Source organism: Vibrio sp. BS-M-Sm-2 (genome assembly GCF_041504345.1).
Classification (GTDB): domain Bacteria; phylum Pseudomonadota; class Gammaproteobacteria; order Enterobacterales; family Vibrionaceae; genus Vibrio; species Vibrio satsumensis.
The window spans coordinates 2,383,060-2,409,327 of sequence record NZ_CP167894.1; the positions used below are offsets into that span (position 1 = coordinate 2,383,060).

Sequence of the window (26,268 nt, forward strand, 5' to 3'; positions counted from 1 at the left end):
CCTAGTTAAATAACGTCCTAGTTATAATTCCATAAGGCTCATCGATGTGGCTTGTGTGAGAGTTATGGGGTTGAGCTAAATTGCTCTTTGTCATCCTAGTTTTTGTTCTAGCGTGCATTTAACGAGCGTTATCAGACTGAATTAATTTAAGTTAAATGTGAGCTTGATCGCTTAGGAGTTACCTTAACTATTGTCAGTAGTGTTAGAAAACACAAATTATCAGTGGCTTTTTATACTAAGTGGTTAACGGTAAAGAAGGGTATTAGAGAAGAGTATGGTGAATGAGAGTTCGGTAAGTACATAAAAATAAAGCCCTTACTAAGAAGTAAGGGCTTTAAAGAAACAAATCGCAGTGGCTAAATTATTTTAGGCCAGCGAAGTCCGCAAGGATTGCTGCTTTGTCAGTCGCTTCCCAAGGGAACTCTTCGCGACCAAAGTGGCCGTATGCCGCTGTCTGCTTGTAGATAGGCTGAAGAAGGTTCAGCATCTCTTGAAGACCGTATGGACGTAGGTCGAAGTTTTGACGAACTGCTTCAATGATGATTTCGTGAGCTACTTTTTCAGTACCAAACGTTTCAACCATGATAGATGTTGGATCAGCAACACCGATAGCGTAAGACAGTTGAATCTCGCAACGGTCGGCCATGCCAGCAGCAACGATGTTTTTAGCAACGTAACGAGCCGCGTAAGCTGCAGAACGGTCAACTTTTGATGGATCTTTACCAGAGAATGCACCACCACCGTGACGAGCTGCGCCGCCGTAGGTATCAACGATGATCTTACGACCAGTTAGACCACAGTCACCCATTGGGCCACCGATTACGAAACGGCCTGTTGGGTTGATGAAGAAGTTAGTGTCTTTGTTGATCCACTCAGCAGGAAGTACTGGCTTAATGATCTCTTCCATTACTGCTTCACGTAGGTCAGGTGTTGTTACTGAATCGCAGTGTTGAGTCGAAAGAACAACAGCGTCGATACCAACGATCTTACCTTGGTCGTATTGGAACGTAACTTGAGATTTTGCATCTGGGCGAAGGAAGTCAAGCTTACCGCTCTTACGTACTTCAGCTTGCTTCTTAACAAGAAGGTGAGAGTAAGTAATTGGAGCTGGCATTAGGATAGGTGTTTCGTTAGTCGCGTAACCAAACATGATGCCTTGGTCGCCTGCGCCTTGCTCTTTAGGATCTTCTTTATCAACACCTTGGTTGATGTCCGGAGACTGCTTACCAATGGTGTTAAGAACAGCACAAGAGTCAGCGTCAAAGCCCATATCAGAATGAACGTAACCAATTTCACGCACTGTTTCACGAGTGATTTCTTCGATATCAACCCATGCAGACGTTGTTACTTCACCGCCAACCATAACCATGCCGGTTTTAACGTAAGTCTCACAAGCAACACGTGCTTTTGGATCTTGTTCCAAGATGGCATCAAGAACAGCATCAGAGATTTGGTCTGCAATTTTATCTGGATGGCCTTCTGAAACAGATTCAGAAGTGAATAGGTGCTTAGCCATGAGAGCTCCACTTTTAGTTTTTGGTGTAAATAGTTTATGGCGTCGCAAGTCAGGAAGCGCCGCCATTAAATACAGTATATTTTGTAGGTGTTTCTACATCTAGACGGCTATTCTAAATTCCAGCGGTCGAATTACAAGCTCTTTTTTATGATATGTCATAACTAAACGTTTGCGTCTTGAACAGGGTAAGCCATTGCTAAGTGATGTAAATGTTCGAAAATTGCGAAAAATGACCGTTAAAATGCCAGTAAAACGTTTGCAGTAGCAATAGTCGTTTGAGAGAATACCCGCGCTAATAAAAATGAAAACTTTAGCAATTATCTCTTTTTTAAATCGCTTATGTACTCAGGAGCAGACATGCCTTCTCGTAAAGATCTAGCCAATGCAATCCGCGCACTTAGCATGGACGGTGTTCAACAAGCAAATTCAGGCCACCCAGGCGCACCTATGGGTATGGCTGACATCGCTGAAGTTCTTTGGCGTGGCCACTTGAACCACAACCCAGCAAACCCAGAGTGGGCTGACCGCGACCGTTTTATCCTGTCTAACGGCCACGGCTCAATGTTGATTTACTCTCTGCTTCACCTTGCAGGTTACGAGCTTTCAATTGAAGACCTTAAGAACTTCCGTCAACTGCACTCTAAGACTCCAGGTCACCCAGAGTACGGTTACGCTCCTGGTATCGAGACAACGACTGGTCCTCTAGGTCAAGGCATCACTAACGCTGTTGGTATGGCAATGGCTGAGAAAGCACTGGCTGCGCAGTTCAACAAAGAAGGCCACGACATCGTAGACCACTACACTTATGCATTCATGGGTGATGGCTGTCTGATGGAAGGTATTTCTCACGAAGCATGTTCTCTAGCAGGTACGCTTGGTCTTGGTAAGCTGGTTGCTTTCTGGGATGACAACGGTATCTCTATCGATGGTGAAGTTGAAGGTTGGTTCTCTGACGATACACCTAAGCGTTTTGAAGCTTACGGCTGGCATGTAATCCCAGCAGTAGATGGTCACGACTCTGATGCTATCAACGCTGCTATTGAAGCGGCTAAAGCAGATCCTCGCCCAACACTTATCTGTACTAAAACTATTATCGGTTTTGGTTCGCCAAACAAAGCGGGTACGCATGACTGTCACGGTGCTCCACTAGGCGCTGATGAAATCACAGCAACTAAAGCTGCGTTGGGTTGGGAACACGGTCCTTTCGAAATCCCAGCAGATATCGCAGCTGAGTGGAATGCAAAAGAAGCAGGCGCGGCTAAAGAAGCTGCGTGGAATGCTAAGTTTGACGCATACGCAGCGGCTTACCCTGAGCTAGCAGCAGAATTCAAACGTCGTACTAACGGCGAACTACCAGCTGAGTGGGAAGAGAAAGCAAACGCAATCATTGCTGATCTTCAAGCTAACCCAGCAAACATCGCTTCACGTAAAGCATCTCAAAACGCACTAGAAGCGTTTGGTCAAATGCTTCCAGAGTTCATGGGCGGCTCTGCTGACCTTGCGCCTTCGAACCTAACCATGTGGTCTGGTTCTAAGTCTCTTGAAGCAGCTGATTTCTCTGGTAACTACATCCACTACGGTGTACGTGAGTTCGGTATGACGGCGATCATGAACGGTATCGCTCTGCACGGTGGTTTCGTACCATACGGCGCAACATTCCTAATGTTCATGGAATACGCGCGTAACGCAATGCGTATGGCTGCTCTGATGAAAGTTCAGAATATCCAAGTTTACACTCATGATTCAATCGGCCTAGGCGAAGATGGTCCTACTCACCAACCGGTTGAGCAGATCGCTTCTCTACGTTTGACTCCAAACATGAGCACATGGCGCCCATGTGACCAAGTTGAGTCTGCAGTGGCTTGGAAACTGGCAATCGAGCGCAAAGATGGCCCTACATCTCTGATCTTCTCTCGTCAAAATCTTGCACAACAAGATCGTGACGCTGAGCAAGTAGCAAACATCGCTAAGGGTGGTTACATCCTGAAAGATTGTGAAGGCAAGCCAGAGCTTATCCTTATCGCAACAGGTTCTGAAGTTGAACTAGCGGTTAACGCTGCTGCTGAACTAACAGCTGAAGGCAAGAAAGTACGCGTAGTTTCTATGCCTGCAACCGACGCGTTTGATAAGCAAGACGCTGAATACCGTAAGTCTGTGCTTCCATCTGACGTTACTGCTCGTATCGCAGTAGAAGCTGGCATCGCTGACTTCTGGTACAAGTATGTTGGTTTCGGTGGCAAGATCATCGGTATGACAACGTTCGGCGAATCTGCACCAGCAGGCGAGCTATTCAAGATGTTCGGTTTCACTACTGAAAACGTAGTAAACACTGCGAAAGAGCTTCTTGCATAATCATTGACTGATGGCCTTGTGCTAACAGTTAAATGAAGGAAAAAACCGAGCGCTGAGCTCGGTTTTTTGTCTCTGGGATTTGTTTTCTCCTAGACTCATCTTTATACGCAGCAGAACAATCTGTCCTAAGTAGGCTGAGTTATTCAAGTAATGCCTTTTGGGTAGGATTAAGTTATCATCTGTCGCACGAAATTTTGGTTAGATGTACGGAACTATGCTAAAAGTCGCGATAAACGGATTTGGAAGAATAGGGCGTAATGTATTACGCGCTGTTTATGAAAGTGGCAAAAGCCAACAAATCAAAGTAGTAGCTGTCAATGAGCTTGCTCAGCCTGACGCTATGGCTCACCTATTGCAGTACGACACCAGTCACGGCCGCTTCGGTAAGAAGATCTCCAACGACCAAGAGCACATCTATGTCCATCACGGCATTGGTGCGGAAGATAAAGGTGACTTCGACACAATTCGTATCTTGCACCTTGCTGATATTGAGTTGTTGCCTTGGCGTGATCTTGAGGTGGATATTGTACTCGACTGTACCGGTGTTTACGGTTGCCGAGCTGACGGTCTAGCGCACATAGCTGCTGGGGCGAAAAAGGTACTGTTTTCACATCCTGGTGCTAATGATCTTGATAACACCATTATCTATGGTGTGAATCACGATACCATCGAAGCCGACCATCGAATCGTTTCCAACGGTTCATGCACCACCAACTGTATTGTTCCTATCATTAAGGTTCTTGATGACGCCTTTGGCATCGAGTCCGGTACCATTACAACGATTCACTCTTCAATGAATGATCAGCAAGTGATCGACGCGTACCACAGCGACCTTCGCCGTACTCGAGCTGCGAGCCAATCCATCATTCCTGTCGATACCAAATTGCATAAAGGTATTGAAAGAATCTTCCCGAAATTTTCTAACAAGTTCGAAGCGATATCTGTGCGTGTGCCAACGGTAAACGTAACAGCGATGGATTTAAGTGTCACAATTAATACAAATGTGAAAGTTAATGACGTAAATCAAACCATTGTTAATGCGTCCCAGTGTACATTACACAATATAGTTGACTATACTGAAGCGCCGCTCGTTTCCATCGACTTTAATCACGATCCCCATAGCGCAATCGTCGATGGTTCACAAACTCGAGTGAGCAACGGCCACTTAGTAAAAATGCTAGTGTGGTGTGATAATGAATGGGGCTTTGCGAACCGAATGCTGGATACGGTTCTCGCAATGCAAGCTTCTGAAGGCAAGAAGTAAGACCTAGAAGCAAATGTGCGGATTATTTATTTTTTAGCTTGAAATAAATACTAAGAGTCCACATATTACTAGTAGTTAAAGAATTACCAGTTGAATAATTTATAGGCTTAGCAGGGTTGCTGAGTTTCCAAAACTTTATTTTTATTTAAATTTGAGAGGACAAATCATGTCTGTGATCAAGATGACTGACCTGGAACTTGCAGGTAAACGCGTATTTATCCGTGCTGACCTAAACGTACCAGTAAAAGACGGTAAAGTAACTTCAGATGCACGTATCCTAGCATCTCTACCAACTATCAAACTTTGCCTAGAAGCTGGCGCAAAAGTTATGGTTACTTCTCACCTTGGTCGTCCTACTGAAGGCGAATACAACGAAGAGTTCTCTCTAGCTCCTGTGGTTAACTACCTAAACGACGCACTAGACTGCGACGTTAAGCTAGCGAAAGATTACGTAAATGGCCTAGAGCTAAACGCTGGTGAACTAGTTGTTCTTGAAAACGTTCGCTTTAACAAAGGCGAGAAGAAGAACGAAGAAGCACTTTCTAAGCAATACGCTGCACTATGTGACATCTTCGTGATGGACGCATTCGGTACAGCTCACCGTGCTCAAGCTTCTACACACGGTGTTGGTACTTACGCTCCTGTAGCATGTGCTGGCCCTCTTCTAGCTGCTGAGCTTGAAGCTCTTGGTAAAGCAATGGACAACCCAGCTCGCCCACTAGTGGCAATCGTTGGTGGTTCTAAGGTTTCTACTAAACTAACAGTTCTAGAATCTCTTTCTAAAATTGCTGACCAGCTTGTTGTTGGTGGTGGTATCGCGAACACATTCATCGCTGCTGAAGGCCACAACGTAGGTAAGTCTCTGTACGAAGCTGACCTAGTTGAAACGGCTCAAAAGCTAATGAAAGAGTGTGCTATCCCAGTAGCGACTGACGTTGCATGTGCTAAAGCATTTGACGAAAACGCAGAAGCTGAAATCAAGCACGTTTCTGAAGTTCAAGACGACGACATGATCTTCGACCTTGGCCCAGATTCAACTGCAGCACTAGCTGAAATCATCGGCAATGCAAAAACTATCCTTTGGAACGGCCCTGTAGGCGTATTCGAATTCAAAAACTTCGAAGCGGGTACAGCGGGTATCTCTAAAGCAATCGCTGAGTCTGCAGGTTTCTCTGTAGCAGGTGGTGGTGACACGCTAGCAGCTATCGACAAGTTCGGTATCAAAGCTGACGTTTCTTACATCTCTACTGGCGGCGGCGCTTTCCTTGAGTTCGTTGAAGGTAAAGTACTTCCTGCAGTAGCAATGCTTGAAGAGCGTGCTAAAGCATAATTGATTTAGAAAGGCGAGATGCGAATCTCGCCTTTTAACGTTTGCTGAATATCACACTTTTTTGCTAGAATGGCATAAGTTGTGAGCAAACGATTGCAAGTTTTTGAACTTAAGTTTTTTAATCTTAAAACGATAGAATAAATAGGACTATTTCCATGTCTAAGATCTTCGATTTTGTAAAACCTGGTGTGATTTCTGGCGATGACGTACAGAAAGTATTTGAAGTAGCAAAAGAAAACAAATTTGCTCTTCCTGCTGTAAACGTTGTTGGTACTGACTCTGTAAACGCAGTACTAGAAGCTGCTGCTAAAGTTAAAGCTCCAGTAGTTGTTCAGTTCTCTAACGGTGGCGCTGCATTCTTCGCAGGTAAAGGCGTTAAACTTGAAGGTCAAGGCGCACAAGTTCTTGGCGCTGTAGCTGGTGCAAAATACGTACACGCTGTAGCTGAAGCTTACGGTGTTCCAGTTATTCTACACACTGACCACGCTGCTAAGAAACTTCTTCCATGGATCGACGGTCTACTAGACGCTGGTGAAGAGTTCTTCGCACAAACTGGTAAGCCTCTATTCTCTTCTCACATGCTAGACCTTTCTGAAGAGTCTCTAGAAGAGAACATCGAAACATGTGCTAAGTACCTAGAGCGCATGGCTAAAATGAACATGACAATCGAGATCGAACTTGGTTGTACTGGTGGTGAAGAAGACGGCGTAGATAACTCTGATATGGACGCATCTGAGCTTTACACTTCTCCAGAAGACGTAGCATACGCATACGAGAAACTAATGGCTGTTAGCCCACGTTTCACTATCGCTGCTTCTTTCGGTAACGTACACGGTGTTTACCAAGCTGGTAACGTTGTACTTACTCCAACTATCCTACGTGATTCTCAAGCATACTGTGCAGAGAAGTTCGGTATCGCACCTAACGCTCTAAACTTCGTATTCCACGGTGGTTCTGGTTCTTCTGAAGCAGAAATCCAAGAGTCTATCGGCTACGGTGTTATCAAAATGAACATCGATACTGATACACAGTGGGCAACTTGGGACGGTATCCGTCAGTACTCTGCTGACAACTTCGATTTCCTACAAGGTCAAATCGGCAACCCAACTGGCGAAGCTGCTCCAAACAAGAAGTACTACGATCCACGCGTATGGCTACGTGCTGGTCAAGCTTCAATGGTTGCTCGTCTAGAGAAAGCATTTGCTGACCTTAACGCTGTAGACGTACTATAATTCTTTGAATTAAGTACTCTTTAAGTTTTAAAAACCCGCTCATTGAGCGGGTTTTTTTATGTCTGATAAAAACTTGTATTAATTATGTGAAAAACCTAGCGTGCGGTGAATAAATTTCGTAGTCTTTTAGTTATCGGTATTTGTGTTTATCGGTAAGTTTTAATAATTCAAAAGCTTACATAAATATGACTTTGCAATCTATCAAAGATAGGATATCGTGCCGAAAAACTGAACTTGGTTTAGTTTATAAAAAGGACTTGGCTTTAATTTACTTTTAACACAATGACTTAACGGTAATTGAACTGTTTCTTATATTGCAGGGTAAATTAGGCTTAAGGCAGTTTAGCCCATAGCATATTATATAGAGGATGCACATTATGGCTGATAGTTCGACAGTAATTGAAACTCCGCTTGTGGATGGTTTATCTCAAGCAGAGCAGTGGTTAACAAATAATTCAGATCTATTTATCCAATATGGCGTAAATATTATTTCAGCACTGATAATTTTATTTATTGGTAACCTAATTGTTAAAGCTGTAGCGAATAGCGTGGCTAAGGTTCTTCAGAAGAAGAAGATGGACCGAGCGGTTGTGGAATTTATTCACGGTTTAGTTCGTTACTTATTGTTTGTTATTGTTTTAATTGCTGCACTTGGTCGTTTAGGCGTTCAAACGGCATCTGTAGTTGCTGTTATTGGTGCGGCTGGTTTAGCCGTTGGTCTTGCACTGCAAGGCTCACTATCTAACTTTGCTGCTGGTGTACTTATTGTTGCATTCCGTCCATTCAAGTCTGGTGACTACGTGGAAATCGGTGGTGTAGCGGGTTCAGTTGATTCAATTCAAATCTTCCAAACTGTTCTAACAACACCTGATAACAAAATGGTTGTGGTACCAAACGGCAGCGTTATCGGCAGCCCAATCACGAACTACTCTCGTCATGACACGCGTCGTATCGACCTAATGATCGGTGTTTCTTATGGTGCTGATCTACAAAAGACCAAAGAACTACTGACTAAGATCTGTGAATCTGATGAGCGCGTGTTGAAAGAACCAGGCGTTCAAGTAGGTGTTCACACCCTTGCTGACTCTTCAGTTAACTTCGTGGTTCGCCCATGGGTTAGCACTGCAGAGTACTGGAATGTTTACTTCGACTTAATGCAAGCAATCAAAGAAGGCTTGGATAAAGAGGGTATCGAAATTCCATTCCCACAAATGGATGTTCACATGAACAAAGTTGAGGGCTAATAAAGCTTCGACAAGTTGAATAAAAAGGCGGATAACTTAGGTTATCCGCCTTTTTTCTTGGAGCTATATTTTCAGATTATTTCTACCAATACTGCTCAATAAGTCCATTGGCGAGTACCGCTGCGATAGCAAACATCATAGTTGCTACTGCGATATCAATGCCTTTCTTAACATTCGGTTTAGATAGTGTTGGACCTAGCTTTGCTGCGCCCAATGACAAAGAATAAAACCAGACGAACGAAGCTAAGATGGTCCCGATAGCAAACGCAATTCTGTCGTTACCTTCAAACTGCCCGCCAATCGATCCAAGAATCACCACGGTATCCAAATAGAGGTGAGGGTTTAATACTGTAACCGCCAATGCACCCAAAATAACGGTGCGCTTACCGCGAGCCAGTATCTCTCCTTTCGACTCCTCGCTTGAGGGTGCTTTAAAGGCACTGCGCAGTGATAACAAACCATACACGGTTAGAAAAGCGATGCCGCCTAACGTCACTGAGGTGAGTAGCAATTCATTTCGCGACAGAATCGCACCGCCACCAAAGATACCCAATGAGATAAACAGGGTATCGAGCAGGCTACAGATTGTCGCGGTGGTTAAATGGTGGTTGCGCTTTATCCCTTGATTTAGGACGTACGCATTCTGAGCGCCAATAGGGATAATCATGCTTGCCCCTAGACCAAAACCTTGTAATAAAACCCAAAAACTCATTTTAACCTCCACTTATTTAACGATATTTACGTGCTATATGGCGAAGATACTCCGCCCCTTTAAATAAGTATAATTAATGATTTTAATCTATTATTAGAGTTGCTAATGTGGTGGTGAGATAGCTTAAAAAGGAAGCAAATTGATGCGCGGATTGGATTATAAATGGATAGAAGCACTGGATGCCGTAGTAAAACAACGTGGCTTCGAAAGGGCTGCTGAGCAGTTATATATATCCCAGTCGGCGATATCTCAGCGCATCAAACAGCTGGAAAAGTGGTTGGCTCAGCCTGCTTTAGTGAGAGAAAGCCCGCCTAGGCCAACGCCTGCGGGTAAAAAATTGCTGGGCTTATATCGTCGTGTTCGGTTGTTAGAGCACGAACTTGTACCTGAGTTGATGAATGAAGAAGGAACTCAGCCACTATCTATATCCATAGCCACCAACGCTGATAGTTTGGCGACATGGCTGCTACCGGCTTTGTCGGATGTGATGAAATCTCGCCAAGTCGAGTTGAACCTCGCGATTCATGGTGAGTCGAGAACCATTGAAAAGATAAAAAGTGGCGAGGTGGCAGGTGCAATCAGTTTGGAGTCTCAAGCGATTCCAGGCTGCAGTGCCGACTATCTTGGTAGGATGGATTATGTGTGTGTGGCTAGCCCTGATTTTCATCAGCGTTACTTTGCAGAGGGCGTAAACTACGCCACTTTAAGCAAAGCGCCTGCGGTTTCCTATGATCAATACGATGATCTGCATAAGAAGTTTCTGCATGATCATTTTAACGTACCGAGAGACAGTGTGATCAATCATACAGTCGGCAGTTCAGAAGCATTCGTGCGCTTAGCATTATCGGGGGTTGCCTACTGTCTGATTCCTCGATTACAGATCATCGACGAGCTAGAGTCTGGTGCTCTGATTGATATTACCCCTGGCTTTCTGCTGTCTTATCGCATCTATTGGCACCATTGGCAGCTCGAAAGTGGGATGTTAAAAGAGGTATCCCAAGCGATATTAAGTTTTGCTCACAATCACTTACCTCAGTAAGCTGTTGGTTTTTTCAGCGTCAAAGTTCTGTTAGAAGTGCGTGCTCTGGATTGGCTAAACGATAAATTGCTCTATGATGAAAGTACATTTGTTTAGCATAGGTCATACCTAATGAAGCTTGTACCAAAGATGTTAGCAACGTCTCTTACTCTTACTGCGGCGTTGAGTGCTGTGAGTTTTCCATCATTGGCAGACTCTCCATCCTTTCCGCATATTTCAACGACAGGCTATGGTGAAGTGATCGCGACACCAGATATGGCGACATTTTCTGTGAGAGTCGTGGAATCGACGATGACCGCTGAACAGGCTAAAAATACTGTTGATAAAGTGGTAACGGGCTTTCTAAATAAGCTGCACCAAGCGGGTGTCGATGAGGCGAGTGTACACAGCTCGAACCTGTATTTATCTCCTCAATACCACTATCCAAAAGATGGTAAACCGGAACTGGTTGGCTACCGCGCCTCGCGTAATGTGACCGTTCAAGTGAATGAACTCGCCAATCTAAACGAGTATATGGATATTGCTATCGGCCAGGGCATTAATCAGATCGATAACATCCAGCTTCAAGTTCGCGACCAAGCTAAGTATCAAGAGCAAGCGCGCTTAGAAGCCATTAAAGATGCGACATCAAAAGCTAAATCATTAGCGAGTGGTTTTGAGCGTGAACTAGGTGATGTATGGCGCGTGGACTATAACGCACAATCTTCTCAGCCAGTGCTCATGCGTTCAATGGCGATGGATGCAAGAACAGAATCGAACTCTTATGAAGACTCAACGATCACCATTCGTGATCGCGTAAATGTGATCTATCAGATCGAAGAGTAATAACAAGGCTACAGTAGGTTTTGGATCATGATGATCTAATTACCTACGATAGGCCAAATACTAAAAAGGCTCTCATTATGAGAGCCTTTTTTATGTATATAGACTTCGATACTTAGTGAAGTAGACGAGCGCGGATTGTGCCTTCGATCTCTTTCAATTTAAGTAGCGCTTCTTCAGAACGGTCGGCTTCTACATCAATAACTACATAACCCATATCAGCCGCAGTCTGTAGGTACTGACCCGCGATGTTGATCCCTTCTTCAGCGAAGATGGTGTTGATCTGAGTTAGGATACCTGGGCGGTTTTCGTGGATGTGTAATAAACGAGACGTGCCAGTATGCAGTGGTAGTGATACCTCTGGGAAGTTAACACTTGATAGTGTAGAGCCGTTATCAGAGTATTTTGCTAATTTTCCAGCAACTTCAACACCAATGTTCTCTTGTGCTTCTTGAGTTGAACCACCCACGTGAGGCGTTAGGATTACGTTATCGAACTGCATTAATGGCGACTCAAACGGGTCTGCATTGGTTTTGGGTTCTGTTGGAAAAACGTCAATAGCCGCACCAGCAAGGTGACCAGACTCCAGAGCGCCACACAGAGCAGGAATATCGACTACCGTGCCACGAGCTGCGTTGATAAAGATAGAACCAGGCTTCATGCGCTCGAATTCTTCCTTACCCATCATGTCTTTTGTTTCGTTGGTTTCAGGGACGTGCAAAGAGATTACGTCACACTTGTTCAGCAGTTCCGTCATGGTATGAACTTGCGTAGCGTTACCCAAAGACAGTTTGTTTTCAATGTCGTAGAAGTAAACGCGCATACCAAGGTTTTCCGCAATAATACCCAGCTGAGTACCGATATGACCGTAACCTATAATACCTAAACGCTTACCACGAGCTTCGTAAGAGTTGTCTGCACTCTTTTTCCAGATACCACGGTGAGCAAGGGCGTTCTTTTCTGGAATGCCACGTAGTAGTAATAAAATCTGACCAAGAACGAGCTCAGCAACGCTTCGAGTGTTTGAGAACGGTGCGTTGAACACGGGGATACCGCGTTTTGCTGCTGCTTGAAGGTTGACTTGGTTAGTACCAATACAGAAACAACCAACAGCAACCAGTTTTTCAGCTGCATCAATAACTTCTTGGGAGATGTTAGTGCGAGAACGAATACCAATGAAGTGAGCATCTTTAACTGCTTCAAGAAGTTCATCTTCCGGTAGCGAGCCTTTGTGGTACTCAATGTTTGTGTAACCAGCGGCTTGCAGTACTTCTACAGAAGAAGGGTGAAGACCTTCTAGAAGTAGAATTTTTATTTTTTCTTTTTCCAGTGAAACTTTGGCCATTGTTCTCGTCCTTAAAATGGAAAGGTTGGGCAAATGCGGCGCACGTGCTACAAAATGGCTGAAAGGGGAACAAATTCACCACTTTGTTAGGAGACAAACGTTTTCCCTGTGCGTCTTCTGAACAATAAAGTAACAAAAAAATGTTTTGGGTAAGAAAATTACGGAATAAGACATAATTTTACAGCAATAAAGCAAAAAAAACGGCGCCCTAGGGCACCGTATGTAATGAAGTAACAGAAAAACTCAATCTTCCATTATTTATTCTTCGATTTTTGCACCTTCAGGCGTGCCAGTGATAACCACATCAGCGCCACGGTGAGCGAACAGACCAACCGTTACCACACCAGCAATACCATTGATGATATCTTCTAGTTGTTTCGGGTTTTCGATCGCCATGCCGTACACATCTAGGATCACGTTGCCGTTATCTGTTGTGCAGCCTTCGCGGTAAACTGGGTCACCACCAAGCTTAACCAATTCACGAGCAACGTACGAGCGTGCCATTGGGATTACTTCAACCGGTAGTGGGAATTTACCCAACACATCAACGGCTTTAGTACCGTCAACAATACACACAAACTTATCAGAGATAGCCGCTACGATTTTTTCACGAGTCAAAGCTGCGCCACCGCCTTTGATCATATCGCGTGAAGCGTTAATTTCGTCTGCGCCATCAACATAGATGTCTAATTTGAATACGTCGTTGCACTCAAATACTTTGATTTCTAGTGCTTCTAGTTTTTCAGTAGAGGCTACAGAGCTTGAAACCGCACCTTTGATTTTGTCTTTCATTGTGCCAAGTGCGTCGATGAAGTGATTTACTGTTGAGCCAGTACCTACACCTACAATGCTGCCTTCTTCAACATATTGAAGTGCTGCCCAGCCAGCTGCTTTTTTCATTTCATCTTGAGTCATGCCATTCTCCTGAATAAGGTCTTGCGCTTTGAATTAATCGTTCGCGTATTGAAGTTAACGTTTGGTATCGAGGTTAACGTTTGCGGCGAGATTATAGCGCTTTAATGGTTGTTTTCCCATTGCCAAGTTTTACTCGGAGTCACGATTTTAGGTAACGGAATGTCCCAACCTTCAATTGGTAAGCGATCGACATGTTGGCAATCGTGAGCAAGGCCAATAGGTGTTGCGCCATTGCCCGTCTCGAACCACTTCGCCAAGGTGCGATCGTAATATCCGCCGCCCATGCCTAAGCGATGCCCTTGAGAGTCAAAGCCGACAAGGGGCGTAAGAATAAGGTCGAGTTGCTGGCAAGGTTTAACCAGCATCTGATTGAGCTGAGGTTCGACAATACCGTATTTATTCAAGACCGTCGGTGTTGTTGGCGAGTAGTGCAGAAACAGCAAGTGTCCGGCAGAGAAGGGGTGCAATACTGGTAAATAAGTTTGCTTACCTTGCGCCCATAACCATTCGATTAAAGGCTGGGTATCGAGTTCGCCATCAATGGAAATATAAAGAGCGATATGCTGAGCAGACTGAATCTCATTGAGTTGAGAACACTGCTTAACTAAGTCTATACCGGATTGAGTTTGTTGGTCGCCAGATAAGGCATTGCGCTTGATACGGATCTGTTTGCGAAATTCGCTGCGTGTGAGCGTCTTCATAAGAAGGGATACCCCAAAGTGCCGTTGAGAATAGATGGCCCTTGAACCAGCGAGTTCAAGGCGGATCAGCAATGATTACCGTAGGCTTCTCGGCGGACCGAGCATGCTCAATAGCACTCAAGTACTAACCCTTAGGGATTGCTTATCGGCTCGGGGACGTGAATCCTCTGACAAACACTCCAGGGTAAATTTTGTGTACGCTATTGCTGTCCGTGCTTAACTTTACTGAGGACATCTGAAAGTGATGTCGTGAGCTGTTCCATTCGCTCGGTCAGTGCGTTTTGTTCGTCGTTTGCTTCAAACTTCTTGGTTTGTAGCTCATAACAAATATTCAGAGCTGCGATCGTTAGCAGCTTCACTTCATTGGTTACCTTAGTACGTTCAGCCATCTCTTTCAATCGATTATCAAGATCGGCCGCCGCTGCAATCAATGACTCTTCTTGCCCAGGTGGACAATTCACTCGAGTCAGTTTTCCTAATATTTCAACGTCTACCGCTTGATTACTCATGATGGATGAACTCTTTAACGCGCTATTTTAAGGCTGTTGCCCTTCGCCATTTTTTGAGAAAGAAAAAGTGCAAGTACCGATGAGGAAGCAATCTCCTCTGAGGGAGAAACTATAGGTAAACCGCTATTAAGATTCAAGCTTTTCAGAGTGACTGTTTGTAAATGAGAGCTTGAGCACACAGTAATTCAGCAAATTGAACAATTGATAGTCAGTCATCCTTCAATTGCTGGGGATCGATGCTTACCAGAATTGGGGTGAAGTGGTACGATTATACTATCGATATAAAGAATAACTGAGCGAGCTATCTGATGAGCGAAACTACTTTACCTGACTACCTAACGGTTGCGACTGAACTTCAATCGGCAAGTCTAGCCGTAACCCCTGCTGAGATGCATGGTTTATTAACGGGTATGTTAAGCGGAGGCTTAAACCTTGCAGATAAAAGCTGGCAACCACTGATCTTCGATTACACCAATGAAGGCATGGGCTGGCCAGATCGCGCGCTAACGCTAGCGGAAGCAACATTGAAAGTTACAACCAGTGAAATCACAGGCTCAGGTATGGAACTGTCTATGTTACTGCCGGATGAAGATGCAAGCGCGAGCGTGTTTGATCTTGCTGATGGTGTGTCTGATTGGATTAACCATTTCATTTCTGGTTTGGGGCTTGTTGGGGCTCAATTGAACAAAGCGTCTGAAGGCACCAAAGAAGCGTTGGCGGATCTTGAAGAGATGGCGAAGCTAGGCATTGATGAAGAAGATGATCTGGAAGAGCAAGCACAACTTCTAGAACACGTTATTGAGCACGTAAAAGCGTGTGCACTAACGATTCATGCTGAATTCGGTGCACGCCCATCTGAAGATGCGGCGCCAACCATTCATTAATTAGTTGGCCGGTTTGAGGTTATGATGGCTCAGTATGATGTTGTAATTGCTGGTGGCGCAATGGCAGGGGCAACCTTAGCCCTTGCTTTGAATCACCTAAGCCAAGGTTCATTGTCGATTGCGGTAGTGGAGCCTTATCAGGTTGATCATCAAGCTCATCCAGGGTTTGATTCTCGTTCGATTGCTTTGTCCTATGGCACGGTGCAGATCCTGGATTCTTTGCAGTTGTGGCAATCTATCGCTCCAGTAGCGACCCCGATTAAAGATATCCATGTTTCGGATAGAGGACATGCCGGAATGACAGACATCTACAGTGAAGAGCTTGCTGTAGATGCGCTTGGCTACGTGGTCGAGTTAGCCGATGTGGGGCGAATCTATCAACAGAAACTTGAATCAGAAGCGGCAATTACCATGCTTTGCCCTGAGTCTGTCAGTAAAGTTGAACGTGAAGAAGCGTTGACGACGATTGAACTGACAAGTGGGCAAACCATAACGACTAAGTTATTGGTTGCAGCTGATGGTGCAATCTCAACCTGTTGCCAACAGCTCAATATCTCATTGAGTGAGCACGACTTTGAGCAAGTTGCTGTGATTGCCAATATCGTGGCGAGTGAACCTCACCAAGGTCGCGCATTTGAGCGTTTTACTCACCATGGGCCAGTTGCTCTATTACCGATGAGTGACAACCGTTTATCGCTGGTTTGGTGTTTGACACCAGAGCAAGCACAAAAAGTGATGACGCTAAACGACAACGAATTTCTTGAGCAGCTGCAGAACGATTTTGGCTGGCGATTGGGTCGACTAGAGAAAGTCGGCAAGCGTGCTAGTTACCCACTGATTCTTCGTCATCGACAGCAAAATATCTCTCATCGATTTGCTATTGTTGGCAATGCCGCTCAAACGCTCCACCCAATTGCGGGGCAAGGCTTTAACCTTGGTATCCGAGATGTGGCTTCCTTGGCAGAAGAGTTATGTCACCAGTTGGATGATGTGGGTCGTTACAATGGTCTTGTTAACTTTAGAAAGCGTAGAGAACAAGACAGAGACGCAACGATCACGCTGACTTCAAGCTTAGTTCATCTGTTCTCAAACGATTTTATGACCGCTCGCATTGGGCGTAATCTTGGGTTAGCCGTAATAGATAACCTTCCACCACTTAAAGGTCCACTTTTGCGTCATACGCTTGGCCTAGTAGAAAGATAAGGTAATAAATAATGATGCAAAGTGTTGATATCGCGATTGTTGGTGGTGGCATGGTTGGCCTAGCGCTTGCTGCTGCCTTGAAAGACAGTGACCTAAGAATTGCTGTCATTGAAGGCAGAGCGCCTAGTGAAGGACTGAGCGAGCTGCCTGATGTACGCGTGTCTGCATTGAGTCGTTCTAGTGAAGTTATTCTTCGTAACCTAGGGGCATGGCAAGGCATTGAACAAAGACGAGCTGCACCATATCAAGCGATGGAAGTGTGGGAGCAAGACAGCTTCGCTCGTATTGAGTTTGACTCGACACGCTTGGCTCAGCCGAACTTGGGTCATATCGTTGAAAATCGTGTGATTCAATTAGCGCTGCTTGATCAGGTTAAGAAGCAAGACAATGTCAGCCTGTATATGCCCGCAACGTGTAAAACGATGGCGATTGGTGAAAGTGAAGCTTGGTTAACATTGGACAATGGTCAAGCTCTGACTGCTAAGCTGGTTGTTGGAGCAGATGGCGCAAACTCTTGGGTTCGTAAGCAGCAAGATATCCCATTAACACATTGGGATTACGGCCACAGTGCGATTGTCGCGAACATCAAAACCACAGAGCCGCACCACAGCGTTGCTCGTCAAATATTCACACCTCAAGGCCCATTGGCATTCCTACCAATGCAACCAAGCCACATGAGCTCGATTGTTTGGTCTACGGAGCCTAATCGTGCCGAGAAGCTTGTATCAATGTCAGATGCTGATTTTAATAAACAGCTAACGTCAGAGTTCGACTCAAAGCTCGGACTGTGCGAAGTGGTTGGTGAGCGTTTTGCCTTCCCACTACGCATGCGTTATGCGCGTGACTTTGCGGTAGAGCGTGTGGCTTTGGTTGGTGATGCTGCTCATACCATTCATCCATTAGCAGGGCAGGGCGTTAACCTTGGCTTATTAGACGCAGCAAGCTTAGCACAAGAGCTGTTAAAGCTATGGTCTGCGGGTGAGGACATTGGCACCAAGCGTAATCTTCGCGGCTACGAGCGCTGGAGAAAAGCAGAGGCTGCGAAGATGATAGCTTCAATGCAGGGCTTTAAAGATCTGTTTGAAGGCGATAACCCAGCTAAGAAGCTGATTCGTGGTATCGGTATGAAGCTTGCTGGCCAATTACCGGGTGCGAAAGATGAGATCATGAAGCGCGCACTGGGTTTGTCAGGTAATCTTCCTGACTTAGCTAAGCGACCAGTGACTCATAGATAGTGACATAGTGTTCTGGTGATTTATCGAATCATCATTGATACGAAAAAAGGGTTGGCATTATGCCAACCCTTTTTGTTTTTAATTCTGTAGGTAATCAGGTCATGCGTACGCGCAGCGCAGTTTCATGATTTCACTATTTATTTCTTTCACTGTTTGAAAGTGACGTTTTTCTGCTCGGTCTGGTAGCACTAGCTTACCGTTATCAAACTCAAATTTTCCTACGCCGTAAATGTAGATTCGTCCTTTGAAAAGTCGACTTACATGTTTAGCAATCATACTCGGTGTATAGCGCTTAAACAGTCTCATTCTTAATTATCCTTATATTTACCTAGCCTGCATATTATAGAAAAACTCCGAGATAATAATTGTGATAAGCATGGAGTAATATGCAGTAGAGTTGACGTTAATTAGATATTTGTGCTGTTCTAAGCACTTTCTTCAGTAAATATCTATTTTTACGTGAGCTCCTCCCCAAAATAATACTGAGTAGTGAACTGCCGTGAACTTTCCTGTTCGGTATTAAGCAGTGATAATGTTACAAGTATAAGAATAGGCGGGATTTTTTTGTTTGTGTAATCAAATTGTAAATTTTGGACAAAAAAAAGCCCGTCTAAAACGGGCGAATAGTCACAGATGCATTACACAAAAGTGGATACTGATGTTACTCAGTGGATTCACTTGTACTGATTTGCTTAATAGCTAGTCAGTAAATTCACAATAACGCAAATTTAACTTTGTGACTACTTATGCTTTTATTTTGATTAACTATTTAATGTTGGCGTGTTTTTCTTATGACGAGCTTCACACTAAATATGTATCTAATGAAAAATTTAAAGAAGGTTTGCGATCAATTACGTCTTAGAATGGATCATCGACTGATCTCTGCAACGATTGGCGCGCATAACGCCATAAGATCCTCGAGATCAAGTGCAACACCTGCCATTCGATCACCAGAGCTAATGGTCACGGTTGAGTTGTTCTGAATGGAAGGATCAAAAATGATCGGCATGTGCCTCTTTAGAGCAAGCGGACCGACACAACCAACCTTAAAGCCGGTGATGGATTCCACATCGGTGAGTGATACGCAGGTCATTCGACGGCAATTCAGCACTGAGCGTACTTTCTTGGGATCGACAGAGCGATCGCCTGCTGTACAGGCCAACGCATATTGGTTTCCCATATCCTTGAGCAGGATGCACTTCACCATTTGAGATGGGGCGATGCCTCGCTCTTGCGCGGTTTCTTCAATGTTAGTGGTTGGTTTGCTTTGCATCAGCAGGCGATAATCCACCTGCTGTTGATCTAGCCATTGTGTAATCAGTGTTTCCACGTGATTACTCGTCTTCGAGGCTGTAAGGCAGTGGCAGGATATTCCATACTTGATCAGGTTGCGCAGTCAATCGAAGCTGAACATCATTATCAAGGTTGTTTGGCAATACCATCAAACCAATCGCTTTGTTATCAGCAAATTGATATACGTTTAATAATCGACCTGCACCACGCCAGTTCTCACCCACGCTGCGCTCTAGTTCAATAGGGTTCTCTAGAGACAATACTTCTGCTGTTGTTCCTGAAACAATGCGCATCTCACGCTTGTTCATGCCACGGTATTTAGCACGAGCTACTGTTTCTTGACCTGTGTAACAGCCTTTTGAAAAGCAGATACCGCCAATCGCTTGCAGATTAAGCGCTTGAGGAATGTGCTCGTTTTGCTCTGCTTTCGATAGGTTCGGTTGAGCATCAATAATTTCATGATATTGCCAAAGTGCTTCTGATACTTTTTCTGCTGAGCTACTCGAGATTATGGTTGCTGCAGCTTCTTCTGTAATAAGCAGCGCCCAACGATTGTCAGAGACTTTAACCGCGCTACCACCAGAGATAGTACGCACATTACCTTGGCTTTCTGAAATAGAATCAATGTATTGATCCGCAGACGCGCCCATCACACCGATAACAACATCTGTCGTTTGTTCAATATCAACCTTAGAAAACACAGCGTATTTTTTGATTTCAACGAGCTCGACTTCAATCGCAGATTTAGGCTGCATGAGTGCGTAACCGCCATTGTGATGGAACAGGCGGAAGATGCTCCATACCTTTCCTTTTGCATCACAGTGTGCGCCTAACGTGGATTCATCATTAGAAAGAGTGACGACATCGCACGTTACTTGACCCTGTAGGTACGACTTTCTGTCATCGCCTATCATGGTGATTGCGCTCCAGTCTGACACGTGTGTCATCATCAGTTCTGGAAGCGATTCATTTTGCGTATGAGCGAGTGGCTGAAATGTGTTTTTCCAATCCATTTTATCTTTCCTAAGAATTTTATTTGGCTCTATGTTAATCCGGTTCTGTTTCTTTGTCAGCCTAGGTTTTTTTGTGAGCTTAGATAGGGACTGTGACTCACATAGTAGTTGCAGGGCGTATGACTTGTTACACTCCGAGAAAGAAAATTATAGGTGAGGATAGCCAATGTACACTGCAGAGCAGAAAGCACGAATTAAATGGGGTTGCCGTCGCGGCATGTTAGAACTTGATGTAGTCATCATGCCATTTTTCGAAGAGTGTTTTGATTCATTGCAAGAGCAGGAGCAGCGCGAGTTTGTTTCTCTATTAGAGTGTGATGACCCAGATTTGTTTACTTGGGTAATGGGACACGGACGCAGTGAAAACCTAGGTCATGCATCAATGGTTGATAAAATTGTCGCACACAACCTCAGCAAGGTTCGTTAAGCTTCAGCTTAACCCTTCGTATTCCGCATTATTTGCAAAAGGCACTATTTTTGGGTGCCTTTTGTTTTTCATCGTCCTGTCTTCTATTCCACTTGCCGCCAGCCTTTATTGCTTAGCTTTAATGATCCGCTTGTTCAGAAACAACCATGTGACTCTAAACAGCGCCCATGGGAAGTTTGATTACAAAGAGGATGGTGATATTCGACTCAATGAGCGAACTTACCGACTCAAGTCTGTTGATAAGATCTGGGCGCAGTTCTTTGTTAAATTGCAGTTTGAGTGCGGGCACTCGGTATTGCTTTGGCGCGACAGCTGTTGCGAGCATGAATATCGTCACTTTCTGGCGAACTTACAACGAGCACGCTAGATAAAAGAAAACGTTAGACAAAAGAAAAGGGAGCACTCGGCTCCCTTTCGTTTAATTACTTTTCGCTGATGACTAATTCGCTAAGCTCGTTTAACCAATTATTATGCTTGGCGTTTCTCTGGCGTCAGAATCGTTGGGCCACTGTCTTCTGCAAGTTCAGGGTAATCCAACGTGTAGTGCAGGCCGCGGCTCTCTTTGCGTTGCATTGCACAGCGAACCATTAGCTCAGCCACTTGTAGCAAGTTACGCAGTTCTAATAGGTTATTCGAAACCTTGAAGTAGCTGTAGTACTCATGAGTTTCTTGCTGCAACATCTGAATGCGACGCAGTGCACGCTCTAGTCGCTTATCCGTTCGAACAATGCCCATGTAATCCCACATGAATAGACGTAGCTCATGCCAGTTGTGCTGAATGATAACTTCTTCATCACTGTTGGTGACTTGGCTTTCATCCCATGCTGGCAGTTCTGCACACAGTTGAGATTGGTCGATGTTCTCAACGATATCTTTTGCTGCTGCCCATGCGTAAACCACACACTCAAGCAGTGAGTTAGAAGCCATACGGTTTGCGCCGTGTAAGCCGGTATAGCTCACTTCGCCAATCGCATACAAGTTAGTGAGATCGGTTTGACCTTGCTTATTAACCATTACACCACCACAAGTGTAGTGCGCAGCCGGTACGATAGGGATCGGCTCTTTAGTCATGTCTATACCCAAGTCCATCAAGCGAGTGTGGATCATTGGGAAATGCGCAGTGATGAATTCTTCAGGCTTGTGGCTGATGTCTACATACATACAGTCTGCGCCTAAACGCTTCATTTCGAAGTCAATCGCACGAGCAACCACATCACGAGGCGCCAGTTCACCACGCTCGTCGAAGTCCTTCATGAATCTTGAACCATCAGGGCGACGCAAGTAAGCGCCTTCACCACGCAATGCTTCCGTCAGAAGGAAGTTACGCGCTTCTGGGTGGAATAGACATGTTGGGTGGAATTGGTTGAATTCGAGGTTTGCGACACGACAACCTGCACGCCAAGCGATAGCAATACCATCACCTGAAGAGACATCTGGGTTAGAGGTGTACTGGTAAACCTTTGAAGCGCCACCTGTTGCTAATACAACAAACTTAGCGCGCACGGTTTCAACGTGCTCTTGGTTGCGGTTCCAAATATAGGCTCCGATAACCTTGTCTTTCGAACCACCAATCTTATCTTCAGTGATTAAATCCAGCGCATTGTGGCGCTCGAAGATCTCGATATTTGGGTGGTTGTTGACGTTATCTTGCAGCGAGGTTTGCATCGCCATGCCGGTTGCATCGGCAGCGTGCAGGATTCTGCGGTGACTGTGGCCACCCTCTCGAGTGAGGTGATATTTTGGTTGGCCTTCTGTGCTGTTCTCATCTTTATCAAATGGAACACCACCATCAATCAGCCATTGTACACACTCTTTAGCATTTTCAGCAATGAATTGAACTGTATCTTCTTCACATAACCCAGCCCCAGCAATTTGAGTATCCTCTACATGAGACTCAATACTGTCCGACTCATCGAACACCGCGGCGATACCACCTTGTGCGTAATACGTCGATCCTTCGCTGCGTGGTCCTTTGCTTAATACAATTACTTTTGCATGTTCTGCTACGCGTAAGGCTAATGACAAGCCTGCCGCACCACTTCCTACCACTAATACATCACACTGATGTTCACGGTTTGCGTTCATAAAACTTATTAAATCCCGGGCTATAGTCGAGTTGTCCACTCTCAATTGACTTTGTCTTGTTTTAGGAGTTTGGGGAAGACTGTTATAATCTCTCCAGAGTCATCCTTAAACGCTATGCAAAATCAATATATAGACAGCTATCTAGAAATATTTAATTGCTCAATACCATTGCTTTTGCTCAAGTTTCCCCAAATTGATAGGGATAGCTATTTTTATTACATCACATTGTGAAACAATAATGGCAAATAATTTTAAGAAAGTTGGAACTTTCGGTATTTGGCTTAGTCACAATAGTGCTCTTGTAGACGGTGGTGTCAATACTACATTTCGCATAATTAGTACCCATATCTGTGAAGGTGAGGGTTATAACAATAGGAGTACCCGCTCGAATGAACGAGCAGCTAACCGATCAAGTGTTGATTGAGCGAGTTCAGAGTGGAGATAAGCAGGCATTTAACTTACTAGTGGTTAAGTATCAAAACAAAGTTTGTAATCTTATCTCTCGATACGTGAATAATTCCGGTGATGTACCTGATGTAGCACAAGAAGCTTTTATTAAAGCTTACCGCGCGATACCTAACTTTCGTGGCGAGAGTGCCTTCTATACATGGTTGTACCGAATTGCCGTGAACACCGCTAAAAATCATATCGTTGCCCAAAGCCGTAGGCCGCCAGCAACAGATGTAGATGCAGAAGATGCAGAATATTACGAAACTGGCAGCGCGTTAAAAGAAATATCGAACCCTGAGAACTTAACGCTGTCAAAAGAATTGAAACAAGTCGTTTTTGGAGCGATTGAAGCGCTACCAGAAGACTTAAAAACTGCAATGACGTTGCGTGAGCTCGAAGGTTTGAGCTACGAAGAGATTGCAGAAGTAATGGATTGCCCTGTAGGAACCGTACGTTCGCGTATTTTCCGAGCTCGTGAAGCGGTGGAAAAGAAAATTAAACCTCTTTTGCAACGCTAGAACTTGTAATAATTATGGTGAAAATAATGGCTGATAAAGAAAAGCTTTCGGCACTCATGGATGGTGAAACGATCGATAAAGTTCTCATTGTAGATCTCGAATCCGATCAAGAAAGCATGGATACCTGGCAGAGTTACCATTTAATTGGTGATGTTATGCGTGGGGATGCGCCAGAAACTCAAGATTGGAACATTGCTAACAATGTGGCAGCAGCGCTTGAAGCTGAGCCTGCACATAGTGCAATGCCGAACCTGCACCAAGTGAATGTTGAACCTACTGTTGCTCCAATTGAAGAGCAGCCTAAACCTCAGCAAGCGAAGCGTCACCTTCCGGCTTGGTTACAACAGTTTGGACAAGTTGCCGTGGCAGCGTGTGTTTCATTAGTGGTTGTATTAGGTGTTCAACAATATGGTGGCAGCGACCCTGCAGCACCAGAGCAGTTGCCTGTACTCCAGACGATTCCATTTGCGGGTTCTGCGGAACCAGTAAGCTTAACGCGTGACTCTGTTGAAAAGCCGGCATCGGAAGCTAACTTGCAAGAGCAGCGTAAACGCGTTCATGCAATGCTAGAAGATTATGAGCTGCAGCTAAGACTTAACAGTGATGCATCGCCAATGCAAGATGCACATCTAGAATCGGACATTGAATGAAGAAAATCCTGGTCAGTGCACTGACACTGTTCAGCTTGATGTCTCCAACAGCCTTTGCAGAGGAACCTACTGCAAAGGCCTTGTTGCATCAAATGAACGAGGCCAGTCAGCATCTAAATTACGAACTCTCTTACATATTGATAAAGAAGAGCAGTATTGAACCTCTACTTTATCGTCATGCCGTTAACGACGATCAACAACTTGCACACCTTGTTTATCTAAGTGGTCCTGTTCGTGAAGTTATTCGACGCGGCAATGAAGTTAGCTACATCGAACCGGGTACAGAGCCATTTACTATCCAATCTGGCAGTATGGTTGCACCTGTTATTCCGATGATTAACCGAGATATTGACTCTCTGAACCAGTACTACGATTTTGTAAAAGTTGGACGCTCTCGTGAAGCGGGAAGCACCACTCAAGTATTACGCGTCGTGCCAAAAGATGGCCTTCGTTACTCCTACGTAGTTTGGGTCGATGAAAAAACCAGTCTTCCTTTGCGTGCCGATCTTTTGGATCGTGACGGTGAAGTGCTTGAACAGTACCGCACTATTTCTTACGTGGTGAACGATAAGATTGCAGAGGCAATGGGGGGATTGAACCAAGCTCAATTGCCGAAAGTCTTATCATTGCCGGAAGGCTTAGTGAGTGAAACTAACTGGCAGGCCTCTTGGATTCCTGAAGGGTTTAAGTCAAAAGAGCTTAGCCGTTATCAAATGGCAGCGACAGATAAAATGGTTGAAAGCCAGCTTTTCAGTGATGGATTGTTTAGCTTTTCGGTTTATATCGCCGATAAAGACGAACATTCATTGAAAGGGCAGTTGGTACGTCAAGGGCGTAGAACCTTGCATAGCTTAGTGATTGGCGACAAAGAAATCTCTGTGGTTGGTGACATTCCGCCTGCAACTGCAAAGCGTATTGCTCAGTCAGTTACATTCAATAAATCGGTACAAGCGCAATGATGACCGCGTTGGCGACCGTTAGCTCAGTTGAACAAAAAGGTAAGCAATATTTTGTTCAACTGAGCTGCGAACAACAAACCAGTTGTAGCAGTTGCTCTTCTCAAAAAAGTTGCGGCACGGGTATTGTGACCAAGGCTGTTGGCAATAAATCTTTGTTTTGGCAGCTTAAAACTAAAAGCTTAGTCAAAGCTGGGCAAATCGTAGAAATTGGCTTTCCTGAAAAAAGCCTACTTCAGTCGGCAGCCATCGTTTATCTAATCCCACTTTTCATGCTGATGATTGGTGCTGGTTTTGGACAACTCTTGTTGCAACCCTTACTTCAAGGGGGCGAGGGCATTGTTATCTTAAGTGCAGCACTGTTTACTGCTGGTGGGATTGCCTTAGCGAAGCGGTTAGCCAAACCCATGGAAGACAAATCCAAGCAAGAAGTCGTCTTGATTCGAATCCTAGGTGAGTCTCTCGTCTAATTTATGATGCTTCTTGCCCTTAAATTGGGTAGAATCTGCCAACTTGATTGAAATGCCGCCACCAATGCTGAGTGTAGATTGGACGCGTCGCGGCTTTCTTATT

Annotated in this window: 26 protein-coding genes and 1 other RNA gene; 16 read left to right on the top strand and 11 right to left on the bottom strand. The window is 44.7% G+C overall.

Translation table 11 applies throughout. The features are described 5' to 3' along the window. Positions 1-361: 361 nt before the first annotated feature. Positions 362-1,516 (bottom strand): methionine adenosyltransferase, encoded by a 1,155-nt coding sequence (gene metK, locus AB8613_RS11030; RefSeq protein ID WP_017062234.1) that lies wholly within the window; start codon positions 1,514-1,516, stop codon positions 362-364. Positions 1,517-1,873: 357 nt separating this feature from the next. Here metK and tkt point away from each other — a divergent pair, with 357 nt between their 5' ends. The 5 genes from tkt (at position 1,874) to mscS (ending at position 8,938) form a co-directional block, all read left to right on the top strand. Continuing rightward, entirely contained in the window at positions 1,874-3,868 is a 1,995-nt protein-coding gene (tkt, locus tag AB8613_RS11035) for a transketolase (RefSeq protein ID WP_372383819.1), read from the top strand. A 214-nt stretch (positions 3,869-4,082) separates the two neighbouring features. Next, entirely contained in the window at positions 4,083-5,132 is a 1,050-nt protein-coding gene (gene epd, locus AB8613_RS11040) for an erythrose-4-phosphate dehydrogenase (RefSeq protein ID WP_032545610.1), read from the top strand. Between the two features lie 166 nt (positions 5,133-5,298). After that, positions 5,299-6,462, top strand: coding sequence for a phosphoglycerate kinase (locus tag AB8613_RS11045; protein WP_048659410.1), 1,164 nt, complete (start codon positions 5,299-5,301; stop codon positions 6,460-6,462). A gap of 155 nt (positions 6,463-6,617) precedes the next feature. After that, a complete protein-coding gene (gene fbaA / locus AB8613_RS11050) occupies positions 6,618-7,694 on the top strand; it encodes a class II fructose-bisphosphate aldolase (protein ID WP_010435694.1) in 1,077 nt (358 codons plus the stop codon). A gap of 377 nt (positions 7,695-8,071) precedes the next feature. After that, complete coding sequence (gene mscS / locus AB8613_RS11055; RefSeq protein WP_146490594.1) at positions 8,072-8,938, top strand: small-conductance mechanosensitive channel MscS; 867 nt, start codon at positions 8,072-8,074, stop codon at positions 8,936-8,938. A gap of 82 nt (positions 8,939-9,020) precedes the next feature. Here mscS and AB8613_RS11060 read toward each other — a convergent pair whose 3' ends face one another. Then, a complete protein-coding gene (locus tag AB8613_RS11060; protein ID WP_372383820.1) occupies positions 9,021-9,650 on the bottom strand; it encodes a LysE/ArgO family amino acid transporter in 630 nt (209 codons plus the stop codon). A 142-nt stretch (positions 9,651-9,792) separates the two neighbouring features. Here AB8613_RS11060 and AB8613_RS11065 point away from each other — a divergent pair, with 142 nt between their 5' ends. Further along, positions 9,793-10,689, top strand: a complete 897-nt coding sequence (locus AB8613_RS11065) for a LysR family transcriptional regulator ArgP (protein ID WP_055319632.1) — start codon at positions 9,793-9,795, stop codon at positions 10,687-10,689. Between the two features lie 111 nt (positions 10,690-10,800). Further along, positions 10,801-11,514, top strand: coding sequence for an oxidative stress defense protein (locus tag AB8613_RS11070; RefSeq protein ID WP_048611414.1), 714 nt, complete (start codon positions 10,801-10,803; stop codon positions 11,512-11,514). A gap of 112 nt (positions 11,515-11,626) precedes the next feature. On the opposite strand, the gene serA is transcribed toward AB8613_RS11070, so the two are convergent. The 5 genes from serA to zapA all read right to left on the bottom strand — a co-directional run bounded on the left by serA (position 11,627) and on the right by zapA (position 14,981). Next, positions 11,627-12,856 (bottom strand): phosphoglycerate dehydrogenase, encoded by a 1,230-nt coding sequence (gene serA, locus AB8613_RS11075; RefSeq protein WP_050646169.1) that lies wholly within the window; start codon positions 12,854-12,856, stop codon positions 11,627-11,629. Positions 12,857-13,114: 258 nt separating this feature from the next. Further along, positions 13,115-13,771 carry a ribose-5-phosphate isomerase RpiA gene (rpiA, locus tag AB8613_RS11080; RefSeq protein WP_048605825.1) on the bottom strand — a complete coding sequence of 219 codons (657 nt, stop codon included), beginning with the start codon at positions 13,769-13,771 and terminating at the stop codon, positions 13,115-13,117. 101 nt (positions 13,772-13,872) lie between these two features. Continuing rightward, positions 13,873-14,472, bottom strand: coding sequence for a 5-formyltetrahydrofolate cyclo-ligase (locus AB8613_RS11085; RefSeq protein WP_123924172.1), 600 nt, complete (start codon positions 14,470-14,472; stop codon positions 13,873-13,875). Positions 14,473-14,478: 6 nt separating this feature from the next. Next, positions 14,479-14,661: non-coding RNA, 6S RNA (gene ssrS, locus AB8613_RS11090), on the bottom strand. Positions 14,662-14,672: 11 nt separating this feature from the next. Beyond that, the gene (gene zapA, locus AB8613_RS11095) at positions 14,673-14,981 is read right to left on the bottom strand and encodes a cell division protein ZapA (RefSeq protein ID WP_004735366.1); all 309 of its coding nucleotides are present in this window, start codon (positions 14,979-14,981) and stop codon (positions 14,673-14,675) included. A gap of 308 nt (positions 14,982-15,289) precedes the next feature. Here zapA and AB8613_RS11100 point away from each other — a divergent pair, with 308 nt between their 5' ends. From AB8613_RS11100 to AB8613_RS11110, 3 genes are read left to right on the top strand one after another with little or no spacing between them, the layout of a single operon-like run. Further along, positions 15,290-15,865, top strand: coding sequence for a YecA family protein (locus AB8613_RS11100; protein WP_019826273.1), 576 nt, complete (start codon positions 15,290-15,292; stop codon positions 15,863-15,865). 24 nt (positions 15,866-15,889) lie between these two features. Beyond that, a complete protein-coding gene (gene ubiH, locus AB8613_RS11105; protein ID WP_123285263.1) occupies positions 15,890-17,068 on the top strand; it encodes a 2-octaprenyl-6-methoxyphenyl hydroxylase in 1,179 nt (392 codons plus the stop codon). 11 nt (positions 17,069-17,079) lie between these two features. Next, positions 17,080-18,303: an FAD-dependent 2-octaprenylphenol hydroxylase gene (locus AB8613_RS11110; protein WP_123285262.1), complete on the top strand. Its 1,224-nt coding sequence runs from the start codon at positions 17,080-17,082 to the stop codon at positions 18,301-18,303. A 99-nt stretch (positions 18,304-18,402) separates the two neighbouring features. Here AB8613_RS11110 and AB8613_RS11115 read toward each other — a convergent pair whose 3' ends face one another. The 3 genes from AB8613_RS11115 to ygfZ form a co-directional block, all read right to left on the bottom strand. Then, positions 18,403-18,609, bottom strand: coding sequence for a DUF1107 domain-containing protein (locus AB8613_RS11115; protein WP_009847660.1), 207 nt, complete (start codon positions 18,607-18,609; stop codon positions 18,403-18,405). A gap of 562 nt (positions 18,610-19,171) precedes the next feature. Continuing rightward, a complete protein-coding gene (locus AB8613_RS11120; protein ID WP_372383821.1) occupies positions 19,172-19,633 on the bottom strand; it encodes an aminoacyl-tRNA deacylase in 462 nt (153 codons plus the stop codon). A 4-nt stretch (positions 19,634-19,637) separates the two neighbouring features. Beyond that, positions 19,638-20,609, bottom strand: coding sequence for a tRNA-modifying protein YgfZ (ygfZ, locus tag AB8613_RS11125; RefSeq protein ID WP_372383822.1), 972 nt, complete (start codon positions 20,607-20,609; stop codon positions 19,638-19,640). A 166-nt stretch (positions 20,610-20,775) separates the two neighbouring features. Between ygfZ and AB8613_RS11130 the strand changes: the two genes are divergently transcribed. Next, positions 20,776-21,036, top strand: coding sequence for a succinate dehydrogenase assembly factor 2 (locus tag AB8613_RS11130; RefSeq protein WP_004735374.1), 261 nt, complete (start codon positions 20,776-20,778; stop codon positions 21,034-21,036). Continuing rightward, the gene (locus AB8613_RS11135) at positions 20,984-21,403 is read left to right on the top strand and encodes a protein YgfX (RefSeq protein ID WP_315897542.1); all 420 of its coding nucleotides are present in this window, start codon (positions 20,984-20,986) and stop codon (positions 21,401-21,403) included. The genes AB8613_RS11130 and AB8613_RS11135 overlap by 53 nt, the downstream gene beginning before the upstream one ends. Before the next feature lie 101 nt (positions 21,404-21,504). Here AB8613_RS11135 and nadB read toward each other — a convergent pair whose 3' ends face one another. Continuing rightward, a complete protein-coding gene (gene nadB, locus AB8613_RS11140; protein WP_048605812.1) occupies positions 21,505-23,121 on the bottom strand; it encodes an L-aspartate oxidase in 1,617 nt (538 codons plus the stop codon). A gap of 389 nt (positions 23,122-23,510) precedes the next feature. On the opposite strand from nadB, the gene rpoE reads away from it, so the two are divergent. From rpoE to AB8613_RS11160, 4 genes are read left to right on the top strand one after another with little or no spacing between them, the layout of a single operon-like run. After that, a complete protein-coding gene (gene rpoE / locus AB8613_RS11145) occupies positions 23,511-24,089 on the top strand; it encodes an RNA polymerase sigma factor RpoE (RefSeq protein ID WP_008223963.1) in 579 nt (192 codons plus the stop codon). A 26-nt stretch (positions 24,090-24,115) separates the two neighbouring features. Continuing rightward, positions 24,116-24,739 carry an RseA family anti-sigma factor gene (locus tag AB8613_RS11150; RefSeq protein WP_372383823.1) on the top strand — a complete coding sequence of 208 codons (624 nt, stop codon included), beginning with the start codon at positions 24,116-24,118 and terminating at the stop codon, positions 24,737-24,739. Then, positions 24,736-25,698 carry a sigma-E factor regulatory protein RseB gene (gene rseB / locus AB8613_RS11155; RefSeq protein WP_327783509.1) on the top strand — a complete coding sequence of 321 codons (963 nt, stop codon included), beginning with the start codon at positions 24,736-24,738 and terminating at the stop codon, positions 25,696-25,698. Before AB8613_RS11150 ends, rseB begins: the two co-directional genes overlap by 4 nt. Then, the gene (locus AB8613_RS11160; protein ID WP_048605807.1) at positions 25,695-26,165 is read left to right on the top strand and encodes a SoxR reducing system RseC family protein; all 471 of its coding nucleotides are present in this window, start codon (positions 25,695-25,697) and stop codon (positions 26,163-26,165) included. The genes rseB and AB8613_RS11160 overlap by 4 nt, the downstream gene beginning before the upstream one ends. The last annotated feature ends 103 nt before the right edge of the window (positions 26,166-26,268 follow it).